At 70.7% G+C, this 16,437-nt stretch carries 18 protein-coding genes; 14 read left to right on the forward strand and 4 right to left on the reverse strand.

From position 1 onward, the window contains the following. Window positions 1–4 precede the first annotated feature (4 nt). The 7 genes from fmt to BC358_RS04440 all read left to right on the forward strand — a co-directional run bounded on the left by fmt (window position 5) and on the right by BC358_RS04440 (window position 6,308). Window positions 5–973 (forward strand): methionyl-tRNA formyltransferase, encoded by a 969-nt coding sequence (fmt, locus tag BC358_RS04410; protein ID WP_079364876.1) that lies wholly within the window; start codon window positions 5–7, stop codon window positions 971–973. Beyond that, window positions 973–1,710: an AzlC family ABC transporter permease gene (locus BC358_RS04415; protein WP_066159260.1), complete on the forward strand. Its 738-nt coding sequence runs from the start codon at window positions 973–975 to the stop codon at window positions 1,708–1,710. Before fmt ends, BC358_RS04415 begins: the two co-directional genes overlap by 1 nt. Next, the gene (locus BC358_RS04420; protein ID WP_066159257.1) at window positions 1,697–2,032 is read left to right on the forward strand and encodes an AzlD domain-containing protein; all 336 of its coding nucleotides are present in this window, start codon (window positions 1,697–1,699) and stop codon (window positions 2,030–2,032) included. Before BC358_RS04415 ends, BC358_RS04420 begins: the two co-directional genes overlap by 14 nt. A 111-nt stretch (window positions 2,033–2,143) precedes the next feature. Then, a complete protein-coding gene (locus BC358_RS04425; protein ID WP_206610798.1) occupies window positions 2,144–2,935 on the forward strand; it encodes a glycosyltransferase family 2 protein in 792 nt (263 codons plus the stop codon). Further along, window positions 2,919–3,602, forward strand: a complete 684-nt coding sequence (locus tag BC358_RS04430; RefSeq protein ID WP_079364855.1) for a TVP38/TMEM64 family protein — start codon at window positions 2,919–2,921, stop codon at window positions 3,600–3,602. Before BC358_RS04425 ends, BC358_RS04430 begins: the two co-directional genes overlap by 17 nt. After that, window positions 3,586–5,307: a glycosyltransferase family 39 protein gene (locus BC358_RS04435; protein WP_079364856.1), complete on the forward strand. Its 1,722-nt coding sequence runs from the start codon at window positions 3,586–3,588 to the stop codon at window positions 5,305–5,307. The genes BC358_RS04430 and BC358_RS04435 overlap by 17 nt, the downstream gene beginning before the upstream one ends. Then, entirely contained in the window at window positions 5,304–6,308 is a 1,005-nt protein-coding gene (locus BC358_RS04440; RefSeq protein WP_079364857.1) for an NAD-dependent epimerase/dehydratase family protein, read from the forward strand. The genes BC358_RS04435 and BC358_RS04440 overlap by 4 nt, the downstream gene beginning before the upstream one ends. Here the strand turns inward: BC358_RS04440 and BC358_RS04445 are convergent. After that, on the reverse strand, window positions 6,293–7,126 hold the full coding sequence (locus BC358_RS04445; protein ID WP_179130004.1) for a phosphatase PAP2 family protein: 834 nt from the start codon (window positions 7,124–7,126) through the stop codon (window positions 6,293–6,295). The two genes, BC358_RS04440 and BC358_RS04445, sit on opposite strands and share 16 nt — an antisense overlap. A 98-nt stretch (window positions 7,127–7,224) precedes the next feature. On the opposite strand from BC358_RS04445, the gene BC358_RS04450 reads away from it, so the two are divergent. From BC358_RS04450 to BC358_RS04460, 3 genes are all read left to right on the forward strand, one after another. Beyond that, window positions 7,225–7,956, forward strand: coding sequence for a response regulator transcription factor (locus BC358_RS04450; protein WP_079364858.1), 732 nt, complete (start codon window positions 7,225–7,227; stop codon window positions 7,954–7,956). Then, the gene (locus BC358_RS04455; protein WP_079364859.1) at window positions 7,953–9,308 is read left to right on the forward strand and encodes a HAMP domain-containing sensor histidine kinase; all 1,356 of its coding nucleotides are present in this window, start codon (window positions 7,953–7,955) and stop codon (window positions 9,306–9,308) included. The genes BC358_RS04450 and BC358_RS04455 overlap by 4 nt, the downstream gene beginning before the upstream one ends. A gap of 78 nt (window positions 9,309–9,386) precedes the next feature. Further along, window positions 9,387–11,138: a phosphoethanolamine transferase gene (locus BC358_RS04460; RefSeq protein WP_256861419.1), complete on the forward strand. Its 1,752-nt coding sequence runs from the start codon at window positions 9,387–9,389 to the stop codon at window positions 11,136–11,138. Here BC358_RS04460 and BC358_RS04465 read toward each other — a convergent pair. The 3 genes from BC358_RS04465 to BC358_RS04475 are packed head-to-tail and all read right to left on the reverse strand — an operon-like array spanning window position 11,116 to window position 13,521. Then, entirely contained in the window at window positions 11,116–12,501 is a 1,386-nt protein-coding gene (locus BC358_RS04465) for a sensor histidine kinase (RefSeq protein WP_079364860.1), read from the reverse strand. The genes BC358_RS04460 and BC358_RS04465 overlap by 23 nt on opposite strands. Window positions 12,502–12,508: 7 nt before the next feature. Then, complete coding sequence (locus BC358_RS04470; RefSeq protein ID WP_079364861.1) at window positions 12,509–13,171, reverse strand: response regulator transcription factor; 663 nt, start codon at window positions 13,169–13,171, stop codon at window positions 12,509–12,511. Further along, a complete protein-coding gene (locus BC358_RS04475; protein ID WP_079364862.1) occupies window positions 13,168–13,521 on the reverse strand; it encodes a PepSY domain-containing protein in 354 nt (117 codons plus the stop codon). The genes BC358_RS04470 and BC358_RS04475 overlap by 4 nt, the downstream gene beginning before the upstream one ends. A 101-nt stretch (window positions 13,522–13,622) precedes the next feature. Between BC358_RS04475 and BC358_RS04480 the strand changes: the two genes are divergently transcribed. From BC358_RS04480 to BC358_RS04495, 4 genes are all read left to right on the forward strand, one after another. After that, window positions 13,623–14,027: a DUF1924 domain-containing protein gene (locus BC358_RS04480; RefSeq protein ID WP_079364863.1), complete on the forward strand. Its 405-nt coding sequence runs from the start codon at window positions 13,623–13,625 to the stop codon at window positions 14,025–14,027. Between the two features lie 23 nt (window positions 14,028–14,050). Next, entirely contained in the window at window positions 14,051–14,569 is a 519-nt protein-coding gene (locus BC358_RS04485) for a diheme cytochrome c (RefSeq protein WP_079364864.1), read from the forward strand. Between the two features lie 16 nt (window positions 14,570–14,585). After that, entirely contained in the window at window positions 14,586–15,338 is a 753-nt protein-coding gene (locus tag BC358_RS04490; protein WP_079364865.1) for a cytochrome b/b6 domain-containing protein, read from the forward strand. 101 nt (window positions 15,339–15,439) lie between these two features. Then, a partial coding sequence (locus BC358_RS04495; RefSeq protein ID WP_079364866.1) for a phosphoglycerate kinase occupies window positions 15,440–16,437 on the forward strand: 998 nt, incomplete at its 3' end.

A 16,437-nucleotide genomic window follows, 5' to 3' on the forward strand; every position in this document is an offset into this window, starting at 1 on the left:
ACCCATGCGCGTGGTGTTTGCCGGCACGCCGGAATTTGCGCGTGTGGCCCTGGAGCGGCTGCATGCGGCCGGTTTCGCGGTGCCGCTGGTATTGACGCAACCCGACCGGCCGGCCGGTCGCGGCATGAAGCTGCAGGCCTCGCCAGTCAAGCAGTTCGCCCTGGCGCAGAGCATCGAGGTGGCGCAGCCCCGCAGCCTGCGGCTGGACGGCAAGTTTCCGGACGACGCCGCCACGGCGCGCCAGGCCCTGCTGGCCGCGCGGCCCGATGTGATGGTGGTGGCCGCCTATGGTCTGATCCTGCCGCAGTGGGTGCTGGACCTGCCACGCCTGGGCTGCCTGAACATCCACGCCTCGCTGCTGCCGCGCTGGCGCGGTGCGGCACCCATCCACCGGGCCATCGAGGCCGGCGATGCCGAGACCGGCGTGACCATCATGCAGATGGACGCGGGGCTGGACACGGGCGACATGCTGCTGGCCGAGTCCCTGTCCATCGGCGCCACCGACACCACCGGCGGCCTGCACGACCGTCTGGCCGACCTGGGGGGGCGGATGATCGTCGAGGCGCTGGAACTGGCCTCCTGCGGTGGCCTGCGGCCGGTGCCTCAGCCGGCCGAGGGCGTGACCTACGCGGCCAAGATCGAGAAGGCGGAGTCGCTGATCGACTGGCGCCGACCGGCGGCAGAGATCGAGCGCCGGGCACGGGCCTTCTCGCCCGCTCCCGGGCTGGTCACCGAGCTGGCCGGCGAGGCGGTCAAGGTGTGGCGGGTGGCGGTTGACAGCGCCGATGGCGGCATTGCCGCGCCCGGCCAGATCCTGTCCGCCGGGGCGCAGGGCATCCGCGCGGCGACCGGCGACGGCGTGCTCACCCTGCTGGAACTGCAGCGTGCTGGTGGCAAGCGTTTGCCGGCCCGGGAGTTCCTGCAGGGCTTCGCGCTGACCCCGGGACAGGTCTTCGGCGCGCAGACTGCTTGATGTTTTTCCTGGCCGAGCACCGCCGCCGACCGGAATTCCGCGAAGGCATCACCGACCAGGGCTCGGTGGCCATGGGCATTGCGGCCTGGGGCCTGATGACCGGCGTGGCCATGGTGCAGTCGGGCATGTCGCCGCTGGAGGCGCTGCTGATGACACTGATCGTCTACGCTGGCAGCGCCCAGCTGGCTGCGGTGCCGATGATCGGTGCGGGCGCGCCGATGTGGGTGATCCTGGCGGCGGCGTTCTGCGTGAACCTGCGCTTTGTGGTGTTTTCCGCGCACCTGCGGCCCTATCTGATGCACCTGCCGCGCTGGCAGCGCCTGATCAGCGGCTACGTGACCGGGGACCTGAGCTACGTGTTTTTCGCCAAACGCTACCCGCACCCTGGCCGCAATGCCGAGGAGCTGGCGCAGCAGCAGGCCTACCTGATGGGCAACTGCGCGGTCAATTACGTGGCCTGGATGGTGGCGAGCGTGGCCGGCGTCCTGCTGGCCAACATGGTGCCGCTGTCCTGGGGGCTGGGCTTCGCCGGCATCCTGGCGCTGCTGGGGGTGCTGTGTTCGCTGGCCACGTCCCGGCTGCGCGTGGTCTCGGCCGGCGTGGCGGCCACGGCGGCGGTGGCCGCCTGGGCGCTGCCGCTGCGGCTGAACATCCTGGTGGCGATCGCGAGTGCGGTGGCCATCTGCCTGGTGATCGAACACACGAGGACATCGGAGCCTGGACATGCCGGACATTGATCTGTACACCCTGCTGACCATCGTCGCGCTCGGCGTGGTCACGGTGATCACGCGCGGCTTCTTTCTCATCTCCGATCGGCCCTGGACGCTGCCCCACTGGGCCCAGCGTGGCCTGCAGTACGCGCCGATTGCCGCGCTGTCGGCCGTGGTGCTGCCCGAGATCGTGATGAGCCAGGGGCAGCTGGTGCAGACCTGGATGGATGCGCGGCTGTTTGCCGCCGTGGTGGGCGCGGCCTATTTCTTCTGGCGCAAGGGTGTGCTGGGCACCATCGTCTCCGGCATGGCGGTCTACCTGCCGCTGCACGTCGGTCTGGGCTGGTGAGGCGCTGAGTGGGACAATCGGCAGCGCCGGTTGAAACCAACCTTAAGGCGTGCTTAAGGCGCTTCCGCGACAATCCGTCGTTTGGCCGCTGCGCCCCACGGATTTCCAGACATGACTGAACTTGCTGCGGCTGCTGCCGCTGGCGCCGAGCCGCTGGTGTCGGTGCTGATTCCTGCGAAGAACGAGACCGGCAACATCGGCTCGCTGGTGGCCGAGGTGGTGGCGGCGCTGCGGCCTGAGTGCCGCTTCGAGATCGTCCTGGTCGACGACGGCAGCGACGACGGCACGGGCGATGAGTTCCTGCAGCGCTGCTCCGAGCTGGGTTCGGCCGCCCGGCTGATCCGCCATGAAAAGAGCGTGGGCCAGAGCACGGCGCTCATGAGCGCGGCCCGCCAGGCGCGGGGCCGCTACCTGATCACCATCGACGGCGACGGCCAGAACGACCCGGCCGACATGCCGGCCCTGCTGCGCAGCGCGCGCGAGACCGAGGCGCAGGGCGAACACTTCTGCATCGCCGGCTACCGCAAGAACCGGCAGGACACCGAGTGGAAGAAGTTCCAGTCGCGCATCGCCAATGCGGTGCGGCAGAAGATCCTCAACGACCAGGTGCCCGACACCGGCTGCGGCCTCAAGCTGATCCCGCGCGCCACCTGGCTGCAGCTGCCCTACTTCGACCACATGCACCGCTACCTGCCGGCGCTGGTGCTGCGCCTGGGCGGCGCCATCCGCGTGGTGCCGGTGAACCACCGCGCCCGCCAGGCCGGCGTCTCCAAGTACAACGCCTGGAACCGCCTCTGGGTCGGCCTGGTCGACATGGCCGGTGTGGTGTGGCTGACCCGGCGCGGCAAACGCCCGGTGATCGCGCAGGTCCGCACGCTCGCTGCGCATGAAAAGCCTCACTAAGCCCCTGCTGCTGACCGCGGTCCTGACGCTGGCCTTCCTGTCCCTGCACCTGGGCTGGTGGGGGCCGGTGACCGAGGAGGTGCTGCTGCAGCAGCTGTTCCAGCAGCACTGGACCGTCGCCTGGCCGGTCTTCGTGCTGGGGTCGGTGATCTACACCGCGCTGGGCGGCCCGCGCCAGGTGCTGGCGTTTTCCTGCGGCTTCCTGTTCGGTGGCTGGCAGGGCGGACTGATCGGCACCCTGCTGACGGGCGTGGGGGCCATGCTGACCATGCTGGCGGTACACCAGCTGGGTTTTGACTGGGTGCGGCAAAAGCACGCCCAGAAGATCGAACTGATCAAGGCCGTGCTGGCCGAGGACACCTGGATCTGGGTCTGCGTGATCCGGCTGATCCCGGTGGGCAGCAACCTGCTGACCAACATCGCCGCCGCGCTGTCCGACCTGCGACCGGTGGCCGTGTTCTTCGGCAGCCTGCTGGGCTACCTGCCGCAGATGCTGCTGTTCGCCTACGCGGGGTCGGGCATCGCGCTGCACGACAGCTCGCAGCTGTGGATGAGCCTGGTGATGCTGGTGGTCTCCACCGGTCTGGGTCTGTACCTCTACCACCATGGTTTCAAGCAGCGCCTGCGGCGCTTCAAGAAAGAACACGCCCATGCCCCCGCACACTGACGACCCGATCCGTCGCCAGACGCTGTTCTGGCTGGCCGCCACGGCCATCGTGCTGTTGCTGGGCATCGGGCTGCGCTACCCCTGGCCGGCCGACGAGCCGCGTTTTGCCCAGGTGGCGCGCGAGATGGTCGAGAGCGGCCAGTGGCTGTTCCCCACCCGCGGTGGCGAACCCTACCCGGACAAGCCGCCGGTGTTCATGTGGCTCAGCGCCATCGCGTTCACGCTGGTCGGCAACCTCAAGCTGTCCTTCCTGCTGCCCAGCGCGCTGGCCTCGGTCGGCACGCTGCTGCTGGTGCACGACATCGGCCGCCGGCTGTGGGGCCGCGAGGTGGCGCTGGCGGCGCTGCTGGTGCTGGTGTTCACGCCGCAGTTCCTGCTGCAGGGCAAGGCGGCGCAAATCGACGCGGTGCTCACCTTCTGGATCACGCTGGGCTGCTACGGCCTGCTGCGGCACTTCTTCACCGGTCCGCACTGGGGCTGGTACTTCACCGCCTGGGCCGCGATGGCGCTGGGCATCATGACCAAGGGCGTGGGCTTTCTGCCCTTGCTCATGCTGCTGCCCCTTGCGCTGTGGGTGAAGAACCCCGCAGGGGCCGACGCGAAGGTCTGGCGCTGGCGCCTGGCCGCCGGCCTGGCAGTGATGCTCGCGGTGATCGCGCTCTGGCTGGGCCCCATGCTCTGGCAGGTGCACAGCATCGGCACCGACACCATGGTCGCCTACCGCAACGACCTGCTGTTCCGCCAGACCGGCGAGCGCTTCGTCAACGCCTGGCACCACGTCAAACCCTGGCACTACTTCTTCACCCAGGCGATTCCCACGGTCTGGTTCCCGCTGCCGGTGCTGCTGCTGGTGTTCTTCAAGCCCCTGCTGGCGCTGCTGCGCGAGGACCGGCGCGCGCGCGTGCTGCTGGCCTGGGTCGGGCTGGTGCTGCTGTTTTTCTCCATCAGCTCGGGCAAGCGCGAGGTCTACATGTTCCCGGCGCTGCCCATGCTGGCGCTGGTGGTGGGCGCGCTCTGGGTGCGGGTTCGCGGGGGCGTGGCCGCTGCGCGCACCGGCGTGTTTTTCCAGGGCCTGCTGTTGTTGATCGCCGTGGCGCTGGCCGGGCTGGGTGTGGCGCTGAAGGTCTCGCCCGACAAGCTGCTGCGCAAGGTGCCCGACTACGCGGACGCGGTGACCACGCTCTCGCTGCCGCTGGTGGCGATGGGCGTCAGCCTGCTGGTGCTGCTGGTGCTGATCCGCCGCCGCGACCTGTTGCAGCGGCTGGCCGCCACCAGCCTGATGATCTGGGCGTTCGTGTCGCTGCTGGTCTGGCCGAAGGTCGACCCCCACCGCACGCCGCAGGCCATGATGGAGCAGATCGAGCAGCGCCTGCCCCCGACGTCGGAACTGGGTCTGCTCTATTTCAAGGAGCAGTTCCTGCTGTTCAGCCACCGGCCGCTGACCCACTTCAGCTACCTCGCGCCGCTGGAGGAGCAGGAGCGCAACGCCTGGCAATGGATGAAGGAGCGGCCCGGCCGCCACCTGCTGGCGCCCACCGACGCCCAGCTGAGCTGCTTCGACGTGGCCAAGACCGAGTCGCTGGGCGAGGCGCACCGCCGCGAATGGGTGGTCTACGGCCCGGCCTCGATGCGCACCACCTGCGAGCCGCCCCAGCGCCCGCGCCGCTTTGTCTACCGCCCCGTGACCGAGGGCGTGCTGCCATGAACCTGCTGGATTCTTCCCCTGCCCCGCGCGTGCTGGTCACCGGCGCTGCGGGCTTCATCGGATACCACCTGAGCCAGCGCCTGCTGGACCGGGGCCTGCAGGTCGACGGGGTCGACAACATGAGCGCGTACTACGAGCCCGCCCTCAAGCAGGCGCGGCTTGATCGCCTGCTGGCGCGGCCGGGGTTCACCTTCCACCGCTTGGACCTGGCCGACCGCGACGGCGTGGCGCGCCTGTTTGCCGACGGCCGCTACGACCTGGTGCTGCATCTGGCCGCACAGGCCGGGGTGCGCTACTCGGTCGAGCAGCCCATGGCCTACCTGGACAGCAACCTGGCCGGCATGCTGACGGTGCTCGAAGGCTGCCGCCACAGCGGCGTGAAGCACCTGGTCTACGCCTCGTCCAGTTCCATCTACGGCGCGTCGCGCGAGATGCCTCTGCGCGAGGACATGGTGACCGACTCGCCGATTTCGCTCTACGCCGCCAGCAAGAAAGCCAACGAGCTGATGGCGCACAGCTACAGCCACCTCTACCGCATCCCCGCCTCGGCGCTGCGCTTCTTTACCGTCTATGGCCCCTGGGGCCGGCCCGACATGGCGATTTTCAAGTTCGTGCGCGCGATCTTCGAAGGCCGGCCCATCGACGTCTACAACCACGGGAACCTGCGGCGCGACTTCACCTACGTGGACGACGTGGTGGACGCGGTGCTGGCGGTGGCCGCGCAGCCGCCGCAGGCCGGCGAGGGCCAGGTGCCGCACCGCGTGCTCAACGTGGGCCACAACGGCCCGGTGCCGCTGATGGAGTTCATCGCCTGCCTGGAGCGCGCCTGCGGCCGCGAGGCGGTCAAGAACTTCCTGCCGATGCAGGCCGGTGACGTGCCCGACACCTGGGCCGACACCTCGCGGCTGGAAAACGAGTTCGGCGTGCGCGCCGGCACCGACCTGCAGACCGGCGCTCAGCGCTTCGTCGACTGGTACCGCGGGCACTACGACGTGAACTGATGGCCCCCACGCTCCGCCGCTGACGCGGGTCGCTGCCCCCCGAGGGGGCTGGGCCAGGCTTGGGGCGGCCCGGCGCCTGGCCCGTCTTGCGATTCCGTTGCTTCAGCATTGGCGCGGGTCGCCGCGCCACGCAACCAGGGGCGAGCCAGCCGCCAACCCGCCAGCGCGATCGCACTGCAGATGACCAGGGTCCAGAGGGTGTGGCTGGGCGGGTGGGCGCCGCGCAGGGTCTGCGTCACCCCGGCCAGGCCACCGGCCAGCAGCACCGCGGCCAGCCAGCGCCAGCCCGGGGCGCGCCGCCGCCCGGCCACGGGCGACCACAGCCAGGGCAGGCACAGCGCCAGAAACGACAGCGCGGACGAGGCGTGCCCGCCCGGGAAACAGCCGCCGGTGCCGCCGTCGCCGGTCAGCAGGTTCCAGTGCGAGGTGTAGACGGCGGTGCCGCCGAAGGCGCTCCACTCCCAGGGGCAGCTGGCGCGGCTGGCTTGCTTGAGCAGGCTCACTGTCAGCAGCGACAGGGTGACCAGCGCCAGCACGGTCCCGCGCTCGCGGCGCGAGGGACCGCTGGCTGCGGGCCATAGCACCCAGCCCCACAGCAGCAGGTAGGCCAGCGTGGCCAGCTGGCGCCCGCCGTCGTGCAGCACCGTCTCCAGCAGCGGGTGGTGGCGCCACGGAAAGCCGGCGCTGGTCCCGATCTGGCTCATCACCGGCAGGTCCATGCCCGCGGCATCCCAGCCCAGGGTCAGCAGCAGCAGCACCAGCCAGGCCCGGGCGATGGCGTTTGCGGTGGAAACAACAGGGGGGCGGAGACGGGACATGGCGCCGCATGCTCGGCGTCGGACTTTAAGAGGGCCTTAAGGGGTGCCGGGATAATTCGGTTTCTTTGACCGATGGGCCCTGCGCCGTCCTGAAGAACATGCGAGCACTCGTGGTGGAAGACGATCCCGGTATTGCCAGCGGCCTGAGCCTGTCGCTGCGGCAGGCCGGCTATGCGGTGGACGTGTGCGGCACGCTGGAGTCGGCGTGGACGGCCCTGTGCGTCGAGCCTTTCGACGCGGTGTTGCTGGACCTGGGCCTGCCCGACGGCGACGGCCTGGACCTGCTGACCCGCCTGCGGCGCCAGAGCGAGCGCCGGCCGGGCCAGTCCACCCTGCCGCAGCGGGACCTGCCGGTGCTGATCATGACCGCGCGCGACGGCGTCAGCGACCGCATCTTCGGGCTGGACGAGGGCGCCGACGACTACATCGTCAAGCCCTTCGACCCCAACGAGCTGCTGGCCCGCCTGCGCGCCATGCTGCGGCGCGCCAGCGGCCGCAGCAAGCCGGTGATCGAATACGGCGACATCGTGGTCGACCCGGCCACCCGCTCGGTCGAGCGCGCCGGCCTGCCGGTGGCGCTGGGCGGCAAGGAGTTCGCCCTGCTGCTGACCCTGCTGCAGGCCAAGCCGCAGGTGCTGTCCAAGGCGCGGCTGGAGTCCGCGATGTACGGCTTCGGCGAGGGGCTGGAGAGCAATGCGATCGAGGTCCACGTGCACCACCTGCGCCGCAAGCTGGGCGAATCGCTGATCAAGACCGTGCGCGGCGTGGGCTACTTCGTGCCCCAGGAGCCGCCCGCGGCGAAACCGGCCGATACCACCGGAGGCCTGTGAAACTGCCGCTGCCCGCCACACGCCGCACGCTGTCGCGCCACCTGCTGATCTGGACCCTCGCGGCCCAGCTGGCGGTCTGGGTGGTGATGGTGGCGGTGGGCTGGAGCACCAGCCTGCGCGAGACGCGCAAGTTCACCGACGGCCACCTGGTCGCCGTGGCCCAGCTCTGGCTGGGGAATGCCTCCTGGAACCAGGGGCCCGTCTCGGCACCCCTGCCGGTGCCCACCGAGGACGTGCACGAGTACGCGCAGGACGTGGCGGTCCTGGTCTGGGACAACGGCCGCCTGGTGACCGACAGCGACCAGCTCGCCGCCGGACTGGACCTGGCGACGCTGCCGGAGAAGGGTCTGGTGACGGTGGTGGTCCGCGATGCCAGGGGCGAACCGCACGACTGGCGCGCCTATTTCGAGACCTACCGGGGCGAGGGCCACGAACGCCGTGTGGCGGCCCTGCTGGACCTCAAGAAGCGCTATGTGCTGGCCAGCGACATCGCCGAGCACCTGGCCTCGCCGTCCCTGATCCTGCTGCCGCTGGTGGCGCTGGTGATGTGGTGGACCATCCGCCGCGGCCTGCGCCCGCTGGACCAGCTGTCCGACGAGGTGGCCGCGCTCGACGGCTTCGCCGGGCAGCGTCTGGACACGCAGCACCGCTTCCACGAGTTCTCCAGCACGGTGACAGCGATCAACACCATGGTCGACGGCCTGCAGGCGCAGGCCCAGCGCGAGCGCCAGTTCGCCTCCGACGTGGCGCACGAGCTGCGCACGCCGCTGACCGCGATCACGCTGCAGGCCCGTGCCGCACAGGCCGACCCGTCGCCGCAGCGGCTGGCGCGGCTGGAGCAGGAGGCCCTGCGCGCTGGCCGCATCCTGACCCAGCTGCTGGACCTGGCGCGCGCCCAGCGCGCCGGGCAGCAGGCGCAGGCCGGCGATGCGGTGCAGGACACCGCGCTGGGCGAGATGGCCGCCCACCTGATCTCGGCCCACGCCCAGCTGGCCTACGAAAGCGACCACGAGATGTCGCTGGTGCAGGAGCAGGGCGAGGTCAGTGTCCAGGTCCAGCCCATGCTGCTGGAGCTGGCGCTGCGCAACCTGATCGAGAACGCATTGCGCCACACGCCACCGGGAACGCAGGTGGAGGTGTCGGTGTGGCGGGATGCCCGGGGCCAGGGCGTGTCGGTGAGCGACGACGGCCAGCGCGCCGGCGTGACCGCGCCTGCGGCGCAGGCCTCGTCCGGCCTGGGTCTGGGCCTGCGCCTGGTCGAGCGCATCGCCGAAGAGCTGGGCGCGCGGCTGGAGCGCGACAACGGGGTGGCGCCGATGACCACGCGCTTTTCGCTGCGGTGGCCCGCCTGAGGGGACGGGGCGATGCCGCGCGATAAGGTTCGTTTAACGTCGTCGAAAGACACTGCCGGCAGTGCCACATTCGGGGCGATGTCCCCGCTGTTTCCCATGCAGCTGTCTTCTTCTGTTCCCGGCCGGGGAGTGACCGGCCTGTCGCTGGTCCGCGGCGACGCCCGCGGGCCGCTGACCCTTCTGGTGGTGCTGTCGCTGTGGCTGGCCGTGCCCGGCAACCTGCCCCTGTGGCAGCGCGTGGCCGCCCTGACCGCCACCGTCGACCACCGCCTGGGGCTGATGCTCACCCTGGGGCTGGTGCTGGTGGCCGGCACCTTGGCCCTGCTGGCGCTGTGTCACTGGCCGCGCGTGTTCCGTCCGCTGGCCACGGTGCTGGTGCTGGCCACCGCGTTCAACAGCCACTTCATGTGGCAATACGGCGTGGTGATCGACAGCACCATGATGGCCAACGTGGCGCAGACCAATGCCAACGAGGTGCGGGACCTGCTGTCCTGGCCGCTGCTGATGGCCCTGCTGGCCATCGCCGGTCCGGCCCTGTGGTGGATCTGGCGTGCGCCGCCCGCACCGCAGGCGGCCCTGCTGCGCCTGCGGCACAACCTCGGTCTGCTGGCGCTCTCGCTGGCGGTGGCCGCCGTCGCCCTGCTGGCCGGCTACCAGGGCCTGGCCTCCCTCATGCGCGGCCACAAGGATCTGCGCTACATGATCAACCCCATGAACACCCTGGCGGCTTCGGGCACGCTGCTGGCCGAGCGTGGCCAGCACGCGGCGCAGCCCCTGCTGCCGGTGGGCGAGGATGCGCGGCTGGGGGCGAGCTATGCGGCGCAGAGCCGGCCGCCGCTGCTGCTGGTGGTGGTGGGCGAGACCGCGCGGGCGCAGAACTGGAGCCTCAACGGCTACGGCCGCCCGACCACCCCGTCATTGACCGGCTGGCGCGCGCGCGGTGGTCTGGTGAACTTCCCCCGCGCCAGTTCCTGCGGCACCAGCACCCAGGTGTCCGTGCCCTGCATGTTCTCGCCCCTCACACGCAAGGAAGGTGGCGACGAGACCGCGCGCAGCGAGAACCTGCTGGATGTGCTGCAGCGCGCCGGTCTGGCGGTGCTGTGGATCGACAACCAGGCCGGCTGCAAGGGCGTGTGCGACCGCGTGCCCACGGTGCGCATCGCGGACGCTCCCATCCCCGGCCTGTGCGAAGGCGGCGAGTGCCTGGACGAGGCCATGATGCACGGGCTGGACGCCCGCATCGCCGCGCTCGATCCGCAGCGCCGCGCGCGTGGCGTGGTGCTGGTCATGCACCAGATGGGCAGCCACGGGCCGGCGTACCACAAGCGCTCGCCGGCCAACCGCAAACCCTTCCAGCCCGAGTGCCGCAGCGTCACGCTGGCGGACTGCTCGCAGGAGGAGCTGGTCAACGCCTACGACAACTCCATCGCCTACACCGACCGCTTCCTCAACCACGCGCTGTCGTGGCTGCGCGCCCAGTCGACCAACGGCCGCTTCGACACGGGGCTGTTCTATGTCTCGGACCACGGCGAATCGCTGGGCGAGAACGGCCTGTACCTGCACGGCGTGCCCTATGCGCTGGCGCCCCAGCAGCAGACCCATGTGCCCATGGTGGCCTGGCTGTCCGAGGGGATGCAGCAGCGCAGCGGCGTGCGCACCGACTGCCTGCGCGAGCGCGCCGAGCAGTCGGTTTCGCACGACCACCTGTTCCATTCGGTGCTGGGGCTGATGGACGTCTCGACCGCAGTGCGCCGGCCGGGCCTGAACCTGTTCGAACCCTGCCTGCTGCCGGCCGCCGCCGCACCCGTCAGCGGACCGCGGGCAGGCTGATCCGCGCCAGCAGGCCGCCAGTGCTGCCGGCCTCCAGCGCCAGCGCACCGCCGTAGAGCGCCACCAGGTCGGCCACGATGGCCAGGCCCAGGCCGCTGCCGGGCGTGGCCTCGTCCAGCCGCACGCCGCGCGCCAGCACCGCCTGGCGCTGCTCCGGCGCGATGCCGGGGCCGTCGTCTTCCACCACCACCTGCAGCTGTCCGCCATCGAGCCGGGCCTCGACCCGCACCCGCGTGCGCGCCCACAGGCAGGCGTTGTCCAGCAGGTTGCCCAGCATCTCCTGCAGGTCCTGCTCCTCGCCGGCAAAGGCCCATTCGGCCGGGATGTCGGCGCAGTCCAGCCGCAGCGCCCGCTCGGCGTGCACCTTGGCCATCACGCGCAGCAGGCCGGCCAGCACCGGCGCCAGCGGCGTGCGCTGGCCCGGCAGGCGCTGCGAGGCCGCCACGCGCGCGCGCGCCAGGTGCCAGTCGATGTGGCGCCGCGCCAGCCCGACCTGGTCGCGCACCAGGGCCGCCAGCGGCGCCGGGTCCGGGCCGTCGGCGCGGCTGGCGGCCTGGTCCAGCACCGCCAGCGGGGTCTTGAGCGCATGGGCCAGGTTGCCGGCCTGCGTGCGCGCGCGCTCGACCACCTCGGCGTTGCGGTCCAGCACCCGGTTGAAGTCGTCGATCAGCGGCTGCACCTCGGCCGGAAACTGCCCCTGCAGCCGCGCCGTGCGCCCTTCGCGCAGGGCGGTCAGCGCGCGCTGCAACGCACGCAGCGGTGCCAGGCCCACGGCCACCTGGGCCAGCGCCGCCAGCGCCAGCAGCAGGCCCAGGCCCAGCAGCGAGAGCGCCAGCACGCGCGCGAAGCGGTCCGAGGCGGCGGTGGCCTCCTGCAGGTCGCCCGCCACCACCAGCCGCCAGCGCCGCTGCGGCGCGTCGGCCGAGTACACCGTGCGCTCCACCAGCAGCAGCGGCGCGTCGCGCGGGCCGGTGCCCTGGTGCACGTGCAGCTGGCCGTCGGCCGGCACGTCGGGCTCCGGGCGCAGCCGGTCGTCCCAGAGCGAACGCGAGCGCAGGGCGCCCTGTGCGTCGGCGGGTGTACCCACCTCGTCGAGCTGCCAGTACAGGCCCGAGTAGGGCCGGTGCCAGCGCGGGTCGGACAGTTGCGCCGGGTCGATGCTGGTCTGGCCGGCGGCGTCGAACTCCAGCCGCGCGGTGAGCTGGTCCAGCTGCTGTGTGAGCGTGGTCTGGAACTGGCGCAGAACATGGTCCTGGAACAGGCTGTGCAGGAACACGCCAGCCAGCACCAGCGCCACGGCCAGCGCGGCCAGCGTGGCCGCCAGCCAGCGCACCCGCAGCGACAGGGCCCGGCGCCAGGGCATCAGCACCTCATGAGGGGGCCGCCATGCGGTAGCCCAGGCCCCGCACGGTCTCGATCAGCTCGGGCGGCAGCTTCTTGCGCAGGCGGCCGACGAAGACCTCGATGGTGTTGGAGTCGCGGTCGAAGTCCTGGGCGTAGATGTGTTCGGTCAGCTCGCTGCGCGAGACCACCGCGCCCAGCCGGTGCATCAGGTAGTCCAGCACCTTGTACTCGTGGCTGGTGAGCGTGACCGGCTGGCCGTCGCAGGTGACGCGGCCGCTGCGCGTGTCCAGCGCCAGCGGGCCGCAGCGCAGCACCGGCGAGGCCTGGCCGCTGGCGCGGCGGATCAGGGCGCGCACGCGGGCCAGCAGCTCTTCCATGTGGAAGGGTTTGGTCAGGTAGTCGTCGGCGCCAGCGTCGATGCCGGCCACCTTCTCGTTCCACTGGTCGCGCGCGGTCAGGATCAGCACCGGCATGGACCGGCCCGCGTCGCGCCAGCGCTTGAGCACGGTCAGCCCGTCGAGCACCGGCAGGCCCAGGTCGAGGACCACGGCGTCGAAGGTTTCGGTGTCGCCCAGGAAGTGCGCGTCGCGCCCGTTGTCGGCCTCGTCCACCACATAGCCGGCGGCCATGAGCCCCTCGCGCAACTGGGCGCGCAGCGTCGGCTCGTCTTCGACCAGCAGCAGCCTCACCGCGCTTCTCCGCGGGACGGGCGTGGCGGGCGCTCGCGGCGCCCGATCACCTCGCCGGTGCTGGCGTCGACCTCCAGCTTCAGCAGCTGGCCACCCGGTTGCAGCAGCTTGACTTCGTAGATCCAGCGCCGGTCCTCGGACTCCAGTTCGATCTCCAGCACCTGGCCGGCCTGTTCGCGCTCCAGGCGCTCCAGCACCGTGCGCAGCGGCAGGATCTGGCCCGCCACCAAGGCCTCGCGGGCCCGTTCGTGGTCGCCGCGGTCGCGCGCCAGGGCGCCCGCCGACAACGCGGCGCCCAGCACCAGTGTCGAAGCGCGGAGCAGGAAAAGGTGGCGGGTCGAAGAAGCCATGGGCCGATTGTGCGCCGCCGAACTGAACGCGCGATGAACACCGGGTTCAGGGTTGGTTCAAGCGGCGGGTCGCAGCATCACCCACACCCACCGAGGACCCCATGAACTTCCGCCCGCTGTCCATCCTCCCCGCCGCCCTGCTGTCGCTGCTGTGCGCCGGTACCGCCCTGGCCGCCGAGACCACGGCCGCCGCCCAGCTGCAGCACTGGAGCGCCCAGGCCGGCGCGCCGGGCAATGCAAGCAAGGGCCAGGCCTTCTTCAACGCCAGGCACGGCGGCGAATGGTCGTGCGCGTCCTGCCACGGCATGCCGCCCACGGCGCAGGGCAAACACGCCAACACCGGCAAGGTGATCGCACCGCTGGCGCCGGCCTTCAACGCCAAGGCCTTCACCGACAGCGCCAAGGTCGACAAGTGGTTCAAGCGCAACTGCAACGACGTGCTCTCGCGCGAATGCAGCGCCGCCGAAAAGGCCGACGTGCTGGCCTATCTGAACAGCCTGAAATGACGCCCCATCGCCAAGGACAAACCATGAACCCCCGCTCCAAACGACTGATCCGCCCCGGTGTGGCCGTCCTGCTGGGCCTGGCCGCGCTCGGCGCCGCGCATGCCGATGGCGGCCGCAGGATGCCGCGCGACATGCCCCAGGCCTACACCGCCGAGTGCGCGGCCTGCCACACCGCCTATTCGCCCGGCCTGCTGCCGGCGCGCTCGTGGCAGCGCATCATGACCGGCCTGGACAAACACTACGGCACCGACGCCTCGCTGGACGAGGCCACGGTCCGGCAGCTCTCCACCTGGCTGCAGGCCAACGCCGGCACCTACAAGCGGGTCAACGAAGAGCCGCCGCAGGACCGGCTCACCCGCTCGGCCTGGTTCGCGCACAAGCACGACGACATCCCGCCTTCGGTGTGGAAGCACGTGGCCATCAAAAGCCCCGCCAACTGCGGCGCCTGCCACACCGGCGCCGACCGCGGCGATTTCGACGACGACAACGTCCGGCTGCCGGCCGGCGTGAGCCTGGGCCTGCGCCGCTTCTGGCACGACTGAACACAGGGAGCCCACCATGAACGTTTCCACCTCACTGAACCCGGGCGCCCGCGCAGCGCAGACCAGCGCGGCCCCCGTGCGGCGCATCACCGACGCGCCCACGCGCATGTTCCACTGGCTGTTCGCGCTGAGCTTTCTCGGCGCCTACCTCACGGCCGACGGCGAACGCTGGCGCATGCTGCACGTCACCCTGGGCTACACCATGGCCGGCCTGCTGGTGTTCCGGGTGCTCTACGGCCTTTTCGGTCCGCGCCAGGCGGGCCTGGGCCTGCTCTGGCGCAAGCTGACCGCCGCGCCCGCCTGGTTGCGCTCGCTGCGCGCGGCGGCGTCGCTGTCGGCGATCAACTGGCGACAGGGGCAGAACCTGCTGATGGCGCTGGCCGTGGTGGCCCTGATGGTGCTGGTGCTGCCGCTGACGCTGACCGGCTACGCCACCTTCAACGAATGGGGCGTGTTCCCCGGCGAGGACTGGCTGGGCGAGCTGCACGAGTTCTTCGGCGAGGCCATGCTGATGGTGGTGCTGGCGCACCTGGCGCTGATCGCGGCCTTGAGCCTGCTGCGGCGCAAGAACATGGCCTCACCCATGCTCACCGGCCGCCTCGAAGGGCTCGGGCCGAATCCGGTGCCGCACAACCGGGTCTGGCTGGCGGCACTGATGCTGGTGGCCGTGCTGGCTTACGGTGCCTGGGAATGGCAGCAGTCGCCCCGGGGGCTGATCCCGGCGAATGCGTGGGGACAGATGGCACACGGAGACCACGACGACGACTGAGCCCTGCGGCGCATTCCCTACAATTTGCCCCGGTCCTTTTCCCGCGGCTCCGCCGCGACTTCCTGCACCCGGCAGCACGGCTGTCCGACCGAGGCTTCATCATGCAATTCATCCGCTTCTCCGATCTCTGCGCCCAGGGCAAGGCCAAGGGCCAGCGTGTCTTCATTCGCGCCGACCTGAATGTCCCGCAGGACGACGCCGGCAACATCACCGAAGACACGCGCATCCGCGCCAGCATCCCGGCCATCCAGATGGCGCTGGACGCCGGTGCTGCCGTGATGGTCACCAGCCACCTGGGCCGCCCGACCGAAGGCGAGTTCAAGCCCGAAGACTCGCTGACCCCGGTCGCCGCGCGCATGGGCCAGCTGATGAACCGCAGCATCCGCGTCGTCGCCAACTGGGTCGACGGCGACTTCTCGGTCGCCCCCGGCGAGGTCGTGCTGCTGGAGAACTGCCGCCTGAACGTGGGCGAGAAGAAGAACAAGCCCGAGCTGGCCGCCAAGCTGGGCAAGCTCTGCGACATCTTCGTGCACGACGCCTTCGGCACCGCGCACCGCGCCGAAGGCACGACCTACGGCATCGCCGAGACGGCACCCATCGCCTGCGCCGGCCCGCTGCTGGCGGCCGAGATGGATGCGATTTCCAAAGCGCTGGCCAACCCGAAGCGCCCGCTGGTCGCCATCGTCGCCGGCTCCAAGGTCTCGACCAAGCTGACCATCCTGCAGGCCCTGGCCAAGAACGTCGACGGCCTGATCGTCGGCGGCGGCATCGCCAACACCTTCATGCTGGCCGCGGGTCTGAAGATCGGCAAGAGCCTGGCCGAGCCCGATCTGCTGGGCGAAGCCACGGCGGTGATCGAAGCCATGAAGGCGCGCGGTGCCGAGGTGCCGATCCCCGAGGACGTGGTCTGCGCCAAGGCCTTCGCCGCGGATGCACCCGCGACGGTCAAAGCCGCCACCGAGGTGGCCGACGACGACCTGATCCTGGACATCGGCCCCAAGACCGCGGCCAGGCTGGCCGAGAAGCTCAAGGCCGCCGGCACCATCGTCTGGAACGGCCCGGTGGGCGTGTTCGAGTTCGCCGCCTTCGAGAACGGCAC

Source organism: Hydrogenophaga sp. H7, assembly GCF_002025745.1.
Classification (GTDB): Bacteria; Pseudomonadota; Gammaproteobacteria; order Burkholderiales; family Burkholderiaceae_C; genus Hydrogenophaga; species Hydrogenophaga pseudoflava.